Genomic DNA, 14584 nt, shown 5'->3' with positions numbered 1-14584 from the left:
ATAAAAAATTTTAAAAAAGTTTTAATAAAAAAGACTCGATTTCTCGAGCCAAAATAATTAGTTTTCTATACTTTTTAATTTTCTATTTTCCATTTTGCCCTTAAGAATTTTTGCTATGTCGCGAACTTCGCGCACGCCTAAGTGGTATAGGCAGAGGACATAGACGCAAGCTGCTATAAAGACTATTAGCATCAAGAGTATTAGCCTCAATAGTGTTTGGACTCCTCCACTTGTAAAGGACATGATGAGCTTTTCGTAAGGGAAGTAGGAAAGTGCCACAAGACCCATTGCTATTGAAGCCATAAATGTTTTAATCAAGGCTTTGATATAGGACTTGGTTCCTAGATTTCCAATTTTTCTCCTTAATAGGATAAAGGAAATAAAGAGGGCAATTGTCGTGGCAATGGAAACTGATGCTGCTAGTCCATTTGTGCCATAGTGTCTTGCCACTAAAAGGTTTAAGCCAACATTTATGGCTACATTTGTCACCCCAACATAAAAGGGCGTCTTTGTGTCTTCAATGGAGTAATAAATTCTATTTAATACATTTATTACTGAAATTGAAATTAGTGATAAGGAGTAGCACCTTAATGTTGATGTTGCTGCAATGCCGTCAGCCATGGTAAAGGAACCACGGACAAAGGCAATTTCTATTAGTGGTCTCGCCAATATTATTAGACCAACTGTTGCTGGCACTGTTATAAATAGGACTGTCTTTATTGATGCGTTCATAACTTTTTTGCCAAGTTTCATGTCACCTGAACCCAAAGTTTTTGTCAGGATTGGAAAGACTATGGCTGTTATGGCTGTTATGAAGATCCCAATTATCATGGTGTTTAATTTATTTGAGTAATATAAAATTGAGGCTGCGCCTTCACCCATGGTAGATGCCAATCGTCTGTTGACAATTATATTTATGTCATTGACTGATACTGACACGAAGACTGGAAGGGCAAGGACTATTGCATCTCGCACATACTCGTCTTTGAAGTCTGCCACAAGCTTTGGTCTGTAACCAATTTTCATTGCATTGGGTAGCAAAAATAAAAATTGTGCCAGTATTCCAAGGACAGAGGCTATGGTTAATCCCATTATGCCAACATGACGAGAAAATAGGGCAAGATAAATTATATAAGTTAAGTTAAGTGGAATGGCAATGGCACCAGCTGCTGCGAACTTGCCGCCATGTTGAAGATAGCCTTCCATTACTCCAACCCAGGATGAAAATAAGACTACGGGCATGCCCACTTGAATTAGTTTTATTACTATTGCATAAGTTTCGGGATTTTTTGTGGAAACTGTTAGAAGTGCAATTTGTCTAGGAAAAATAATTCCAAGGGCAATTAGGACAAAGGACACTAAGCTTGCAATGAAGAGTAAATTATTTGTGAAATAATTTTTTCTGTCCTTGCCATGTTCCATTTCAGCCTTTTGCACTGAGGGTATATAAGTTGTTGCTATTGCCTGTGTGACAAAGGCAGATATAGTTGCCGTTGCGCCCTGTGCAAGGGAGAAGGCATCCATTTCAATTCCTGCGCCAAAGACATAAGCAGTAAGTGATTCTCTAAAGAAACCAAAAACTTTTCCTATTAATGAAAATATAATTATGGCTAGAGTGGACTTTGCAATTCTTGATCCTGCGCTACTTTTATTTTCCAATTTAAAATCTCCTTTATAAGTCTTATCAAATTATAATTTGTTTAAAATTTTATGTCAAGTAAAGGGAATTTCAAGTATTTTAAAGAAAATTAATTATGTGTTATCATTGCTTATATAAAATATTATTTAACATGAAATTAGGAGGATAAATGAAAAATAAACATTTGATAAAAAAAGTTCTGCCCTATTTTTATAAATATAGATTTACTCTTTTCTTAGACTTATTTTGTGCAGGACTCACTACGGCAAGTGAAATGATTTTGCCACTGCTTCTTCGAGCTTTAACTAATAGGGGCATGAATGATTTAGCGTCAATTACCTTTGGCTTTGTTCTAAAGCTTTCGCTGATTTATATTCTGATTAAGACAATAGAAGTCATTGCCCAATATTTTATGACCAGCATTGGTCACATAATGGGTGCGCGTATTGAGACGGACATGAGAAGAGACCTCTACGCCCACCTACAAGGTCTCTCTGATACATTTTACAACGAGACCAAGGTTGGCGTCATCATGTCAAGGATTACCAACGACCTCTTTGACATAACGGAGTTTGCCCACCACTGTCCCGAAGAATATTTTATTGGCGCCATAAAAATTATCATCTCACTAATAATTCTTCTTAAGATAAATGTAAAGATGACACTTCTTATTTATCTTATGATTCCACTTATGATTTATTTTTCTGGTCACTACAGAAATAAAATGAGAAGGGCACAAAAGGATCAAAGGGTCCACATTGGTCACCTAAATTCTTCCATTGAAGACTCCCTTCTTGGCATAAAGGTTGTAAAGTCCTTTGCCAATGAAGATGTGGAAAGGGAAAAATTCACTGAGGAAAACAACAAATTCCTTGGAATTAAAAAGAGATACTACAGGTCTATGGCTGGCTTTAACACAATTAACAGGATCTTCGACGGACTTATGTATTTGATTTTAATTGCAAGTGGCGGCTACTTCCTCATGAAGGGAGAAATTGGTCCCGAGGACTTAATTGTCTATGTAATGTTTATCCAGTCCCTTCTTGCAACTGTTAGACGAATTATTGAATTTACTGAGCAGTTCCAAAAGGGAATGACAGGCATTGAAAGATTTGCAGAAATTATGGCTATAGAGTCTGACATCAAGGACAAGGAAGATGCTCTTGAGATAAAAAATGTTAGGGGAGAGATTTACTTTAAGAATGTGGACTTTTCCTATGGCAAGGGCGAGGGCAAGGTCTTAAATAATTTTTCTGTGGACATAACGCCAGGCGAGAAGCTTGCCATAGTTGGTCCAAGTGGTGCAGGAAAGACTACAATTTGCAATCTCATTCCAAGGTTTTACGATGTGGATGCTGGGTCTGTCACAGTTGATGGCATTGATGTGCGTGACATAAAAATAAAGTCCTTGAGAGAAAACATCGGCATAGTGCAACAGGATGTCTATTTATTTTCTGGCACAGTAAAGGACAATATTGGCTACGGCAAAAGTACTGCCAGTGATAGAGAAATTATTGAGGCTGCAAAACTTGCCGGTGCCTATGAATTTATTAAGAGCCTACCTAATGGCTTTGACACCTATGTTGGCGAGCGTGGTGTAAAACTATCTGGAGGACAAAAGCAGAGAATTTCCATTGCCCGAGTCTTCTTAAAAAATCCGCCAATTTTAATTTTAGACGAAGCAACTTCTGCCCTTGACAACAAAAGTGAAATTGTAGTTCAAGATTCCATAGAAAAACTTTCAAAGGGAAGGACAACTATTACCATAGCCCACAGGCTTACAACAGTACAAAATGCAGACTTAATCCTTGTAATGACAAGAGATGGCATTGTGGAAAGAGGAAGTCACCAAGAGCTTATGGCAAAGAGGGGATACTATTACAACCTCTACACCAAGGGCGGCAGGTTAGAATAATTTAATTGTTTTCGGGTATCATCTTTATAAGTATTGAATTTAGCGAGGTGTATTATGCAAGAATATATAGAAATTATTAAAAAGAGAAGGTCTTACTACAATTTGTCAGAAGATGTGGATCTATCCAATGAAGAGATAAAATATTTAATTGAAGATGTCCTAAACATCACTCCTTCACACATGAATTCACAAACTACTAGGGTCCTCTTGCTTTTTGACGACAAGTCCAAGGACTTTTGGAAGAGGGTAAATGAAACTTTTGACAATAAAATTAAGGAAGAAAAATTCCATGGCTTTTATCACGCCAAGGGAACTGCCCTAATTTTTATTGACAAAGATGAAATTAAGGCTCAGGAAAAAAATATACCTTCCTACAAAGAATATTTTGAAACTTGGGGTCATCATTCAGCTGCCATGGTCCAGCTAAATATTTGGCAGGCTTTAAGAGATGAGGAGATTGGTGCAAGCAACCAACACTACAATCCTGTCATTGACTCCTGGGTAAAGGAACTTTATGAAATTCCTGACTCCTGGGAACTTATAGCAGAGATGCCTTTTGGAAAAATAGAAGAAGAACCAGAAGAAAAGGTCAAGAAGCCAATTGATGAAATTTTAAGAGTAATTGAATAAAGATAAGCATAAAAAGTAGGCGAGAGTCTACTTTTTTTCTTTTACTTGCCCTTGTAATAAAAAATTCTAATGACTATAATAAAAGTATCAGGGGAGCTTTTGCTGAGATTAGGTTATCCTTAAACCCTTTGGACCAGGGCAGGTAATGCTGTCTTGGGAAAAGTATGTCTCCCTTTGGAGACTTTTTTTATGCAAAAATTTATTTTGTAAATTTATTGGAGGAGGTTAATATGAAGATTTCAGTAGCTATACAAATCCTTCCTACAACTAAAGAAGGCACAACAGAATCTGTTGTTGAAGTTGTAGACAAGGTAATTGAATATATTAAAAGCGAAAAAGTAAATTATGTTGTTACGCCCTTTGAAACAGTTATAGAATTAGATGACTTTGACAAAGCCTTTGAAATTCTAAAAAACTGCGTCAAGATGGCAGGAGAAATTTCGGAACAAGTTGCTTGTTATTCCAAGACTTTTTATTCTGAAAAGGGGATTTTGACTATAGATGAAAAAACCGGCAAGTATCAAGGATAATATCTCAGCAGCTTCTTTGATAATAATCATTGTAGCTATTTGGCATTTTGTAACCACAAGGGGAATAGTAGGACCCTATTTACTGCCCAAACCCTTTGATGTTATAAAGGCCTTTGTGACAGATTTTTCTACAATTTCGTCACACCTGGGCACAACACTTACAGAGGCTTTTTTAGGTCTATTTGTTGGCGTCAGTCTTGGCTTTATTGCCGCCCTACTAATGGATTTGTCAGATTTTATTTACTCTGCACTTTATCCAATTTTAGTTTTGACACAAACTGTGCCAACAGTTGCCATTGCACCCCTACTGGTTCTATGGATGGGCTATGGCATTGCACCAAAGATTACCCTTATTGTAATCGTAACATTTTTTCCAGTTGCAGTGTCTCTTCTTGAGGCCTTTAAAGAGGTGGATCAAGACAAGGTAAAATTATTAAAGGCAATGGGTGCTGGCAAGACAGAAATTTATAGGTACATTAAACTGCCTGAGAGCCTGGGGAATTTTTTCTCAGCCTTTAAAATTGCAGTTTCCTATTCTGTTGTAGGTGCAGTAATAGCCGAGTGGCTCGGTGGTTATAAGGGACTGGGAGTATATATGATTAGAGTTCAAAAAAATTACTCCTTTGACAAGATGTTTGCAGTTATATTTTTAATTTCGGCAATTTCTCTTATTTTGATGAAGTTAGTTGGCTTCATACAAAAAAAGATGATGCCGTGGACGGAGGAAAAATGAAAAATTTAAAAAAATTATCAGTTTTATTATTGGCAGGCCTTATGCTTACAGCTTGTGGCAAAACTGAAAATAAAAAAGTTGAAGAAAAAAAGGATGTCCCAACAGAAAAAGTTAGCTTTTTACTTGACTGGGATCCCAATGTAAACCATGCAGGACTTTATGTGGCAATGGACAAGGGATTTTTTGCCGATGAAGGAATTGAAGTTGAAGTAAACCAACCACCAGCAAATGGAGCTGAAGCTCTTGTTGCATCAGGCAAGGCTGACTTTGGAGTATCCTTCCAAGACACAATTGCACCAGCCTTTGCAAGTGATGAACCACTTCCAGTAACAGCTGTTGCTGCAATAATAAACCACAACACTTCAGGTATTTTTTCTGCCAAGGACAAAAATATTGAAAGACCAAAGGACATGGAAGGACATAACCACTCAACTTGGGGTCTTCCAATTGAACAAGCAATTTTAAAGCAAGTTGTAGAAGATGACGGTGGAGATTTTTCTAAGGTCAACTTAATTCCTGGTGATGTTACAAATAATATTGCAGCAATCCAAGGCAAGGACATTGACACAGTTTGGATCTTCTATCCAGTTGATGGCGTTAGAGCTGAAATGGAAAATCTGCCAATTAATTATTTTGCCTTTAAAGACATCAACCCAATTTTTGACTACTACACACCAATTTTAATTGCCAATAACGACTTCTTAATGGACAAGGAAGATGTGGCAAAGAGATTTATGCGTGCCTTCTCTAAGGGCTATGAATATGCAGCAGAAAATCCAAAGGAAGCAGCAGAAATTCTTGTTAAATTAAATCCAGAACTTGACAAAGACTACACAGTAAAGGCAATGGAATATATAGCTGACAAGTACAAAGACGATGCAAATTATTTTGGTGAAATAAATGCAGACAGATGGAATAATTTCTACGCTTGGCTATGGGAAAACAAATTAATTGACAAGGAAATTCCTAAGGATTTTGGTTTCACTAATGATTTTGTAAATCCTGAAAAATTAAAATGAGTGAAAAATTAGAAATTTTAAGAGTAGAAGATGTTGACAAGTCCTTTGGCGACAAGCTTGTCTTAAAGGACATAAACATTAAATTAAATAAGGGTGAATTAGTCTCCCTTGTTGGAGTATCTGGCTCTGGAAAGACTACGCTATTTAACATAATAGCTGGTCTTTTAAAACCAGATAGGGGTAGAGTTTTTCTAAAGGGAGAAGAGGTAACTGGCGTGGCAGGTAAAATTTCCTATATGCTGCAAAAGGACCTTCTCCTTCCCTACATGACAATTATAGACAATGTTTCTCTACCTCTAGTTCTTCGTGGCGACAAGAAAAAAATTGCCCGAGAAAAAGTTCGCGGCTACTTTAAAGACTTTGGTCTTGAAGGGACAGAGGATAAGTATCCTTCACAGCTTTCTGGCGGCATGGCGCAAAGGGCAGCCCTTCTTAGGACCTACGTCTTTTCCAATGAAGTTGCACTTTTAGATGAGCCCTTTTCTGCCCTTGATGCCATAACTAAGTCTTCCATTCACAAGTGGTATAAAAATATTATTAATGAGATGAAAATTTCTACGATTTTTATAACTCACGACATTGAAGAGGCAGTTAAGATTTCAGATAGAATATACATCATGGGAAAAAACCCAGGAACTATAATTGATGAAATCGAAATAAAAGAAGACTTTCAAGAAAATTTTTTTGAAGACAAAAAATTTATTGAATACAAAAAATACATTATCGAAAAACTTGATAAACTTATTTGAAACGAGGCATTGACCTCGTTTTTTTAAATAAATATATTATCATAATCTTTTTGAAATCCCTTTGACAATGTTTGCATATTATAGGAATTTTTATTATAATAAAGTTAAGTTATTGCAATTGTTTATTTAGAAAAAGGGGGAAAATTATGCAATATTTTGTAGATTTAAACAGCGACATTGGTGAATCCTTTGGCGCTTATAAAATGGGCATGGATGCTGAAATAGTTAAGTATGTAACTAGCATCAACTGCGCTTGCGGTTATCACGCTGGCGATCCACTAATTATGGATGCAACTTGTAAGGCAGCTGCAGATAATGGCGTAGAAATTGGTGCTCACCCTGGTTATCCAGACCTAATGGGATTTGGCAGAAGAAAAATGGATGTCAAACCAGAAGAAGCTAGAGCTTACATGCTTTATCAAGTTGGAGCACTTGCTGCTTTTGCAAAGGCTCACGGAAAGAAATTACAACATATGAAACTTCACGGAGCATTTTACAACACTGCTTGTAATGACGAAAAACTTGCAAACGCAGTTTTAGATGCAGTTGAAGAATACGATAGAGACTTAATCTTAATGGTACTTAGTGGATCTTACATTGCCAAAGAAGGCAAGAGAAGAGGACTAAGAGTTGCTCAAGAAGTTTTTGCTGACAGAGGATACAACGAAGATGGAACTCTAGTAAATAGATCACTTCCAGGTGCCTTCGTTAAGGATCCTAAAGATGCTATCCCAAGAGTTGTAAAGATGATTAAAGAAAACAAGGTTACAACTGCAGATGGCAAGGAAATTGACATTGTTGCTGATTCAATTTGCGTTCACGGTGACAACCCTGAAGCTCTTGAATTTGTAAAAAATATTAGAGAAGGACTAAAGGCAGAAGGCATTGAAATTAAACCTTTGTCTAGTTTCTTAAAATAAGGAGAAAAATATGGAAAAGAATAAAAGTAATTTATCTGTTCTTTTAGGAGCAGCCTTTCTAATGGCAACATCTGCCATTGGCCCTGGATTTATGACGCAAACTGCTACCTTTACTACAAAAATTGGCGCAGACTTTGCAGCAGTAATTTTAATTTCAATAATCTTTTCATACATAGCACAACTTAATGTGTGGAGAGTTATTGCAGTTTCTAAAATGAGAGGTCAAGACATTGCCAACAATGTACTACCTGGCCTTGGATATGTAATTGCATTTTTAGTTGCTCTTGGCGGCTTGGCATTTAACATTGGTAATGTCGGCGGTGCTGGACTTGGACTTAATGTAATTTTTGGCGTTGATGTAAAAATTGGTGCAGCTATTGGTGGAGTAATTGGTATTATCCTTTTCTCATCTAAATCTGCATCTTCAATCATGGATAGAGTTACACAAGTTCTTGGTGCCATGATGATCATCCTAATTGCCTTTGTAGCAATTAAGACACAACCACCAGTTGGCGAAGCTGTAAAATCAGCTGTAGCTCCTGCAGGTGGATTTAATAGTATTGTTGCTCCAACTCTTACACTAATTGGTGGAACTGTTGGTGGTTACATTATATTCTCAGGTGGACACAGACTTATTGATGCAGGTATCACTGGTGAAGAAAATCTTTCTCAAGTAACAAAATCAGCATCACTAGGCATTGGTGTAGCACTAATCGTAAGAATTTTACTATTCCTAGCAATCCTAGGCGTTACAAAGATGACAAATGCTCAAATTGACCCTGACAACATTGCAGCATCTTCATTCCTAGCAGCTTCTGGCGTAATTGGATATAAGATTTTTGGTATTGTATTTGCAGCAGCAGCCTTCACTTCAGTTGTAGGTGCAGCTTACACTTCAGTATCTTTCCTAAAGACATTATTTAAATTCGTTGCTGACCACGAAAATATGGTTACAATTGCCTTTATAGTAGTGTCTACAATTATGTTTATCTTTATTGGACAACCTCAAACTCTATTAATAGTAGTTGGAACATTAAATGGTTTCATTCTTCCTATAACTCTTGCAGTAATCCTACTTGCATCTAAGAATAAGAAAATCGTTGGGGACTATGTTCACCCTAATCTTCTTTACATCTTAGGATGGATAGTAGTTGCAGTTACTGCTTTCATGGGAGTAAAAACTGTAATAGGAAACGTTGGAAAACTATTGGGATAATTTAGGAGAAAAAAATGTATGATAAAATAAAATTTCTAACAGCTGGCGATTCTGCTATTGTCATGGAATTTGGCAATACAATCGAAAAGGAAATCAACGCAAAGATTGCCGCAGTTGTTGAAAATTTAAAAAAGAAAAATATTGACGGCATTTTAGACATTTTGCCAACTTACAGGTCTATTTTAATTAATTACGACCCTGTAAAAATTTCTTATGGCGAAATGGTTGAAACTCTAAAGGGACTTAGCAAGTCTGACAAGGCTAACCAAAGTGACGAAGTTAGACTTATTGAAATTCCAACTCTTTATGGAAAAGAATATGGTCCTGACATCGAATTTGTTGCTGAAAATGCAAATCTAAGCGTTGATGAAGTAATAAAAATTCACTCTGGTACAGATTATTTAGTTTACATGATGGGCTTTATGCCAGGCTTCACTTATCTTGGAGGACTTGATCCAAGGATTGCTACTCCAAGACTAAAGAGCCCAAGACTAAAAATTGAGCCAGGTTCTGTTGGAATTGCAGCAAATCAAACTGGAATGTATCCACTAGAATCACCTGGAGGATGGCAACTAATTGGTAGAACTCCACTTAAACTTTACGATGACACTAAGGAGCCGCCAGTATTTATCCAAGCAGGTGACTATATCAGGTATGTATCCATTGATAAGGCTGAGTACGACAGGATAGCAAAAGAAGTGGAAAATGACACTTACAAAGTTTCCATAAAGAAAGTTAAGAGAGGTGATCTTCATGAGTAGTATCGATGTAATAAATGGTGGAATTCTTACAACAATTCAAGATTCTGGCAGATATGGCTATCAAGAATTAGGTATTCCTACATCAGGTGCCATGGATGATTACAACTTTAAACTTGCAAATATTTTAGTAGGAAATAAACTTGACGAAGCTGTACTTGAAATGACTTACTTTGGACCAACTTTAAAATTTAACGAAGACCTAACAATTGCAATAACAGGTTCCGATATGAGTCCAAAGATTAATGGAGAGCCTGCTCCAATGTATGAAACTATAAAGGTTAAAGCAGGGGACACTCTTCAATTTGCAGCAGTTAAAGAGGGCATAAGGGGCTATATAGCCTTTGGCGGCTCCATTGATGTACCTCTAGTAAACGGTTCAAAGTCAACTCACATTAAGACAAAAATGGGTGGAATTGATGGTAGAGCCTTAAAAGCTAAGGACACTTTAAATATTAAGAAGTCAAAGGAAAAAACTATGAGAAAGATTCCTGAAAAGTATCTTCCAAAGTTTTCACACTGCAATATTTTGAGAGTTGTCCTTGGACCTCAAGATGATTATTTCACAGAAAAGGGGATTCACGACTTATTTAGATCAGGTGGCTACCAAGTTACTAAAGACTTTGACAGAATGGGAGTTAGACTAAAGGGAACAGAAATTGAACACAAGGAAACAGCAGACATTATTTCTGATGGAACTAACTTTGGCTCAATTCAAGTGCCAGCAAATGGTCAACCAATTATTCTTTTAGCTGACAGACAAACTACTGGAGGTTATACAAAAATTGGCAATGTAATTACGCCAGACCTTCACAAGCTTGCGCAAATGACTTTCTTGGACAAGGTTCTTTTCCAAAAGGTTACCATTGAAGAAGCGCAAAAGTTAACTGTAGATTATAAAAATATGTTTGATGATATAAAGAAGGAGTCCATAATATGAAATTAAGTGAACTTGCAAAGATGCATCCAAGAGATGTTAGAGAACTCATAAGAAAGGGCGAAGTTGATCTTCCAACTTCAGGTATGAGTGAAGGATATTTGCAAGCGAACCTCGCTATCCTTCCAAAAAAATATGCCTACGACTTTCTACTTTTTGCACAAAGAAACCCTAAACCATGTCCAATACTTGAAGTATTAGATGAGGGAAGTCCTCTTACAAAAATTATGGCTGATGGCGCCGACATTAGGACTGATGTGCCAAGGTATAGAATTTATAAAAATGGCGAATTTGTTGAAGAAGTTAAGGACTTAAAAGATGTATGGCAAGATGATTTCGTTACCTTTGTAATTGGCTGTTCCTTCTCCTTTGAAAAGGCAATGCTAGAAGCAGATGTGCCTGTAAGACATATTGAAGATGAACACAATGTACCAATGTATATTACAAATATTGCTACAGAGCCAGCAGGAATCTTCCACGGCAACACAGTGGTATCAATGAGACCAATTCCTTACAAGGACATTGTAAGAGCAACAACTGTTACAGCAAGATTCCCAGCAACTCACGGCGCACCAATTCACATTGGAGACCCAGCTGTTATAGGAATCAAGGATGTTGATAAGCCTGACTTTGGTGAAAGAAGTGAAATTAAAGAAGGAGAAGTGCCAGTATTTTGGGCTTGTGGCGTAACACCTCAAGCAGTTGCTATGGCATCTAAACCAGAAATTATGATCACTCACGCACCTGGTCATATGCTTATCTTAGATAAAAAAGATTCTTATGTATCAGTATTCTAAAAACTTTTAATACAAATTTTAAAAATCTGTCAAGGAAATGATGTGTACCATCAAAACTTGGCAGATTTTTTGTGTATTTTTTTGAAAAAAAACTATTTTGCTATATAATTAGATAAAGTAATAAATGAGGAGCGTTTTTTATGAAAAAATTATTTAAAATATCTATTATTTTTCTAATTACATTTTTATTTTTATCAGCTTGTGGCAATAAATCTCTCTACTCTATGAAGACAGACACTTCAGATGAAAAGGGAGTGGAGAAAATAATAAATAAACTTGAGTGGAAGGAAAATAAATTGGGCGATTTTGAGCTTAAAGACAAGAGCGTTGAAATCAATCTGGAAAAGACTCCAAATTCTAGTAGAGATGAGAATACAAAAGAACTTTTTATAAATGGAGTTAATCTTTTAGTTTTAACTGATGTCGATGAAGTTAACTACAATGGAGAAGACCTTGACTTTTCTGGCATTGATAAAGATTTTGCAAATGAAATTTTGACTATTAAGTATGACAAAAAGATTGAAGACTTAAGAAAAAGTGAAGAAGCGTTTAATGAAGTGAATAAAAAATTAAAAAATGAAAAATTTGAAACTGGTGCTGTCCACTATGAGATGATGAAATAATTGATTAATTTTTTTTTAAGGACGTCTTTTATGATATATTATTCTTAGATATTTTGTAAAAGGATGATCACATGGAAAATAAATATATAATAATTTTAAACCTCATAAACTTTATTTTGTATGGCATAGACAAGTACAAGGCTAAGCACAATAAGTGGAGGATTAGCGAAAAAACTCTCTTGACCTTTTCTCTTGTGGCAGGCATGGGTGGTTTTCTTGGAATGGAAATTTTTCATCACAAGACTCGGGAGAAAAAATTTTACCTTGCCAACCTCATTGGCATGGCTCTTACAATTTATTTAATAAAAAATTAAGGATGCAAAACGTGCATCCTATTTTAATGGTCAATTTCAGCTAAAATATCTCTATTGTCTAACATTTTTAAAATATTTTTTATGTCTAAAATTATAACATTTTCTCTCTTTAATTTTTCCTTAGTTTCCTTCTCCAAGAAAGAAGTATTAATGAATAAGACTGGAGTTATGCCTTGGTACAAAGCAGAAAATTTATTAACCAAAGATTTTACTTCAGACTCTGGCAAAACTTCAATATTATTGTATTTTTTTATTTCAAGGGCATATCTCTTTTTGCCCTTTTTAACATAGAAGTCAAAGGATGAATCATCTCTTGAATTTTTAAATCTCTCAACGCTGTAGCCCGTCCTTTCAAGGGAAATTTGTGCAAGTTTTTCTGCTGTTATTTCTTTATCGAGACTTGAAAGTCCTCGCAAGAGATTTTGGGGGAAAATTTTAAAAATCCCTGTGCAAACTTCTCTGCCTTCTGCTGCAGTTTTATAGTCGAAGCCAATTAACATGCCCTGGACTATTGTAAAGTGTCCATGAGCAAGGGAATTTCTTATGTGGCGAAGGAGGGAGTCAGTTTTTGATTAATTGACACCCTTGGTGAGAATTATTTTTTGCGAATGAGGACAAATTTTATTTTCATAAAATTTTACAATGTCACTATCAATGTAATCTAAGAAGGCAACATCTTTATTTTCTAAATTCATATAGGATTTTAATATGCCAAAGACAAAATCTTCAAAATTAATAGAAGATGTAAGTTCATTTTGTGGTGACTGGATGGAGTTTATATTTGGAACATACCAAAGGAGATACTCCAAAGTTTTTGTCATCTCTTCTGTTAATTTGATGGGTTTATTTTCGTGATAAATTGAATAAGAAACTCTATTTTCGCACTCTTCAAATTCAAATCCAAATCTTTTTAAATTAGGAAGCATTTTTCTCCTTCTCTCTATAACAATTCTAAAGAAAGTATAACACAGATTAATTATTTTTATAAAAGTAAAAAATAGAATTGACATTATTATAAATATCGTATTAAATAAATATAAAATTAAGATAAAAAATTATGGGGGATTTATGGAAAATTTTGAAAATAATTTTGAAAATATAGAAAAGAAAAAGAAATTTGTCCCAAGTATAGATACGGAACTTAGAAGAAGACAAGTGTCTGTACCTGAAGTGACTTATAGGGCAAGTGGGATAAACTTTATGGGCAAGAGAATAAAATCTCTCATGTTTACCAACGATATTCCCATTATTGTCAACAACAATGCACAGGCAATTATGTCAGTTTATCCTTTTACGCCCCAACTTAAAATTGTTTCTGCTATAATGGAAGTTGCATCTGTTCCTGTCTTTGTTGGCATCGGTGGGGGAACAACATCTGGACTAAGGGCTGTCAATATTGGACTGCAAGCAGAGCTTATGGGAGCAGCAGGAGTTGTAGTAAATGCCCCTATGTCCAATGCTAATATAAAAATTATTTCAAAGGCCCTAGACATTGCCGTCATAGCTACTGTAATTACAAAAGAGGACGACATCAAGGGCAAGGTGAAGGCAGGTGCAAGGATACTTAATATTGCTGGTGGCAAAAATACTGCAGAACTAGTAAAATATACAAGAAAGATAGTTGGAGATGAGTTTCCAATTATAGCAACAGGTGGTCACACTGATGAGCATATTCTTGCGACTATAGAAGCAGGTGCAAATGCCATCACCTACACGCCACAGTCAAGCTCCGAAATTTTTTCTGAAGTTATGGAAAAATATAGACATAATATGAAAGATAAGGAGAAATAAAAACAAAGGAGAA

The 14584-nt window shown here is 35.8% G+C and carries 17 protein-coding genes; 14 read left to right on the top strand and 3 right to left on the bottom strand.

Annotated elements, in window-relative coordinates:
- Positions 1-57 precede the first annotated feature (57 nt).
- Entirely contained in the window at positions 58-1659 is a 1602-nt protein-coding gene (gene murJ, locus HGPG_RS09715; RefSeq protein ID WP_019125899.1) for a murein biosynthesis integral membrane protein MurJ, read from the bottom strand.
- A gap of 149 nt (positions 1660-1808) precedes the next feature.
- Between murJ and HGPG_RS09710 the strand changes: the two genes are divergently transcribed.
- The 13 genes from HGPG_RS09710 to HGPG_RS09650 all read left to right on the top strand — a co-directional run bounded on the left by HGPG_RS09710 (position 1809) and on the right by HGPG_RS09650 (position 12780).
- Positions 1809-3554, top strand: coding sequence for an ABC transporter ATP-binding protein (locus HGPG_RS09710; RefSeq protein WP_019125898.1), 1746 nt, complete (start codon positions 1809-1811; stop codon positions 3552-3554).
- 54 nt (positions 3555-3608) lie between these two features.
- Positions 3609-4184 carry a nitroreductase family protein gene (locus tag HGPG_RS09705; RefSeq protein ID WP_019125897.1) on the top strand — a complete coding sequence of 192 codons (576 nt, stop codon included), beginning with the start codon at positions 3609-3611 and terminating at the stop codon, positions 4182-4184.
- Positions 4185-4414: 230 nt separating this feature from the next.
- The gene (locus tag HGPG_RS09700) at positions 4415-4714 is read left to right on the top strand and encodes a thiamine-binding protein (RefSeq protein WP_036732177.1); all 300 of its coding nucleotides are present in this window, start codon (positions 4415-4417) and stop codon (positions 4712-4714) included.
- Positions 4686-5447, top strand: a complete 762-nt coding sequence (locus tag HGPG_RS09695; protein ID WP_019125895.1) for an ABC transporter permease — start codon at positions 4686-4688, stop codon at positions 5445-5447. The genes HGPG_RS09700 and HGPG_RS09695 overlap by 29 nt, the downstream gene beginning before the upstream one ends.
- Positions 5444-6466, top strand: coding sequence for an ABC transporter substrate-binding protein (locus tag HGPG_RS09690; RefSeq protein WP_019125894.1), 1023 nt, complete (start codon positions 5444-5446; stop codon positions 6464-6466). Before HGPG_RS09695 ends, HGPG_RS09690 begins: the two co-directional genes overlap by 4 nt.
- Positions 6463-7215 (top strand): ABC transporter ATP-binding protein, encoded by a 753-nt coding sequence (locus HGPG_RS09685; protein ID WP_019125893.1) that lies wholly within the window; start codon positions 6463-6465, stop codon positions 7213-7215. Before HGPG_RS09690 ends, HGPG_RS09685 begins: the two co-directional genes overlap by 4 nt.
- Before the next feature lie 146 nt (positions 7216-7361).
- Positions 7362-8135, top strand: coding sequence for a LamB/YcsF family protein (locus HGPG_RS09680; protein ID WP_019125892.1), 774 nt, complete (start codon positions 7362-7364; stop codon positions 8133-8135).
- 10 nt (positions 8136-8145) lie between these two features.
- Entirely contained in the window at positions 8146-9351 is a 1206-nt protein-coding gene (locus HGPG_RS09675; protein WP_019125891.1) for an NRAMP family divalent metal transporter, read from the top strand.
- A gap of 14 nt (positions 9352-9365) precedes the next feature.
- Positions 9366-10112 (top strand): 5-oxoprolinase subunit PxpB, encoded by a 747-nt coding sequence (pxpB, locus tag HGPG_RS09670; RefSeq protein ID WP_019125890.1) that lies wholly within the window; start codon positions 9366-9368, stop codon positions 10110-10112.
- Positions 10105-11049 carry a 5-oxoprolinase subunit C family protein gene (locus HGPG_RS09665; protein WP_019125889.1) on the top strand — a complete coding sequence of 315 codons (945 nt, stop codon included), beginning with the start codon at positions 10105-10107 and terminating at the stop codon, positions 11047-11049. Before pxpB ends, HGPG_RS09665 begins: the two co-directional genes overlap by 8 nt.
- Positions 11046-11843 carry a putative hydro-lyase gene (locus HGPG_RS09660; protein WP_019125888.1) on the top strand — a complete coding sequence of 266 codons (798 nt, stop codon included), beginning with the start codon at positions 11046-11048 and terminating at the stop codon, positions 11841-11843. The genes HGPG_RS09665 and HGPG_RS09660 overlap by 4 nt, the downstream gene beginning before the upstream one ends.
- 140 nt (positions 11844-11983) lie before the next feature.
- Positions 11984-12466: a hypothetical protein gene (locus HGPG_RS09655; protein WP_019125887.1), complete on the top strand. Its 483-nt coding sequence runs from the start codon at positions 11984-11986 to the stop codon at positions 12464-12466.
- Positions 12467-12537: 71 nt separating this feature from the next.
- Positions 12538-12780: a DUF1294 domain-containing protein gene (locus tag HGPG_RS09650; RefSeq protein WP_019125886.1), complete on the top strand. Its 243-nt coding sequence runs from the start codon at positions 12538-12540 to the stop codon at positions 12778-12780.
- A 23-nt stretch (positions 12781-12803) separates the two neighbouring features.
- Here HGPG_RS09650 and HGPG_RS10555 read toward each other — a convergent pair whose 3' ends face one another.
- Together HGPG_RS10555 and HGPG_RS10550 are read right to left on the bottom strand one after the other, a co-directional pair.
- The gene (locus tag HGPG_RS10555; protein ID WP_019125885.1) at positions 12804-13280 is read right to left on the bottom strand and encodes a restriction endonuclease; all 477 of its coding nucleotides are present in this window, start codon (positions 13278-13280) and stop codon (positions 12804-12806) included.
- 72 nt (positions 13281-13352) lie between these two features.
- Entirely contained in the window at positions 13353-13706 is a 354-nt protein-coding gene (locus HGPG_RS10550; RefSeq protein WP_019125884.1) for a hypothetical protein, read from the bottom strand.
- A gap of 142 nt (positions 13707-13848) precedes the next feature.
- Between HGPG_RS10550 and HGPG_RS09640 the strand changes: the two genes are divergently transcribed.
- Positions 13849-14571 (top strand): beta/alpha barrel domain-containing protein, encoded by a 723-nt coding sequence (locus HGPG_RS09640; RefSeq protein WP_019125883.1) that lies wholly within the window; start codon positions 13849-13851, stop codon positions 14569-14571.
- Positions 14572-14584: the final 13 nt, after the last annotated feature.

It is taken from the genome of Peptoniphilus grossensis ph5, from assembly GCF_000311825.1.
Taxonomy (GTDB): domain Bacteria; phylum Bacillota; class Clostridia; order Tissierellales; family Peptoniphilaceae; genus Peptoniphilus_A; species Peptoniphilus_A hominis.
Note: the sequence above shows the minus strand (reverse complement) of the source record. Positions and strands in the feature narration are given on the sequence as shown.

Coding starts and splice junctions, on each gene's coding strand:
- HGPG_RS09710 (WP_019125898.1), top strand. CDS start 1,809: ATGAAAAATAAACATTTGATAAAAAAAGTTCTGCCCTATTTTTATAAA.
- HGPG_RS09705 (WP_019125897.1), top strand. CDS start 3,609: ATGCAAGAATATATAGAAATTATTAAAAAGAGAAGGTCTTACTACAAT.
- HGPG_RS09700 (WP_036732177.1), top strand. CDS start 4,415: ATGAAGATTTCAGTAGCTATACAAATCCTTCCTACAACTAAAGAAGGC.
- HGPG_RS09695 (WP_019125895.1), top strand. CDS start 4,686: ATGAAAAAACCGGCAAGTATCAAGGATAATATCTCAGCAGCTTCTTTG.
- HGPG_RS09690 (WP_019125894.1), top strand. CDS start 5,444: ATGAAAAATTTAAAAAAATTATCAGTTTTATTATTGGCAGGCCTTATG.
- HGPG_RS09685 (WP_019125893.1), top strand. CDS start 6,463: ATGAGTGAAAAATTAGAAATTTTAAGAGTAGAAGATGTTGACAAGTCC.
- HGPG_RS09680 (WP_019125892.1), top strand. CDS start 7,362: ATGCAATATTTTGTAGATTTAAACAGCGACATTGGTGAATCCTTTGGC.
- HGPG_RS09675 (WP_019125891.1), top strand. CDS start 8,146: ATGGAAAAGAATAAAAGTAATTTATCTGTTCTTTTAGGAGCAGCCTTT.
- pxpB (WP_019125890.1), top strand. CDS start 9,366: ATGTATGATAAAATAAAATTTCTAACAGCTGGCGATTCTGCTATTGTC.
- HGPG_RS09665 (WP_019125889.1), top strand. CDS start 10,105: ATGAGTAGTATCGATGTAATAAATGGTGGAATTCTTACAACAATTCAA.
- HGPG_RS09660 (WP_019125888.1), top strand. CDS start 11,046: ATGAAATTAAGTGAACTTGCAAAGATGCATCCAAGAGATGTTAGAGAA.
- HGPG_RS09655 (WP_019125887.1), top strand. CDS start 11,984: ATGAAAAAATTATTTAAAATATCTATTATTTTTCTAATTACATTTTTA.
- HGPG_RS09650 (WP_019125886.1), top strand. CDS start 12,538: ATGGAAAATAAATATATAATAATTTTAAACCTCATAAACTTTATTTTG.
- HGPG_RS10555 (WP_019125885.1), bottom strand. CDS start 13,280: ATGTTAATTGGCTTCGACTATAAAACTGCAGCAGAAGGCAGAGAAGTT.
- HGPG_RS10550 (WP_019125884.1), bottom strand. CDS start 13,706: ATGCTTCCTAATTTAAAAAGATTTGGATTTGAATTTGAAGAGTGCGAA.
- HGPG_RS09640 (WP_019125883.1), top strand. CDS start 13,849: ATGGAAAATTTTGAAAATAATTTTGAAAATATAGAAAAGAAAAAGAAA.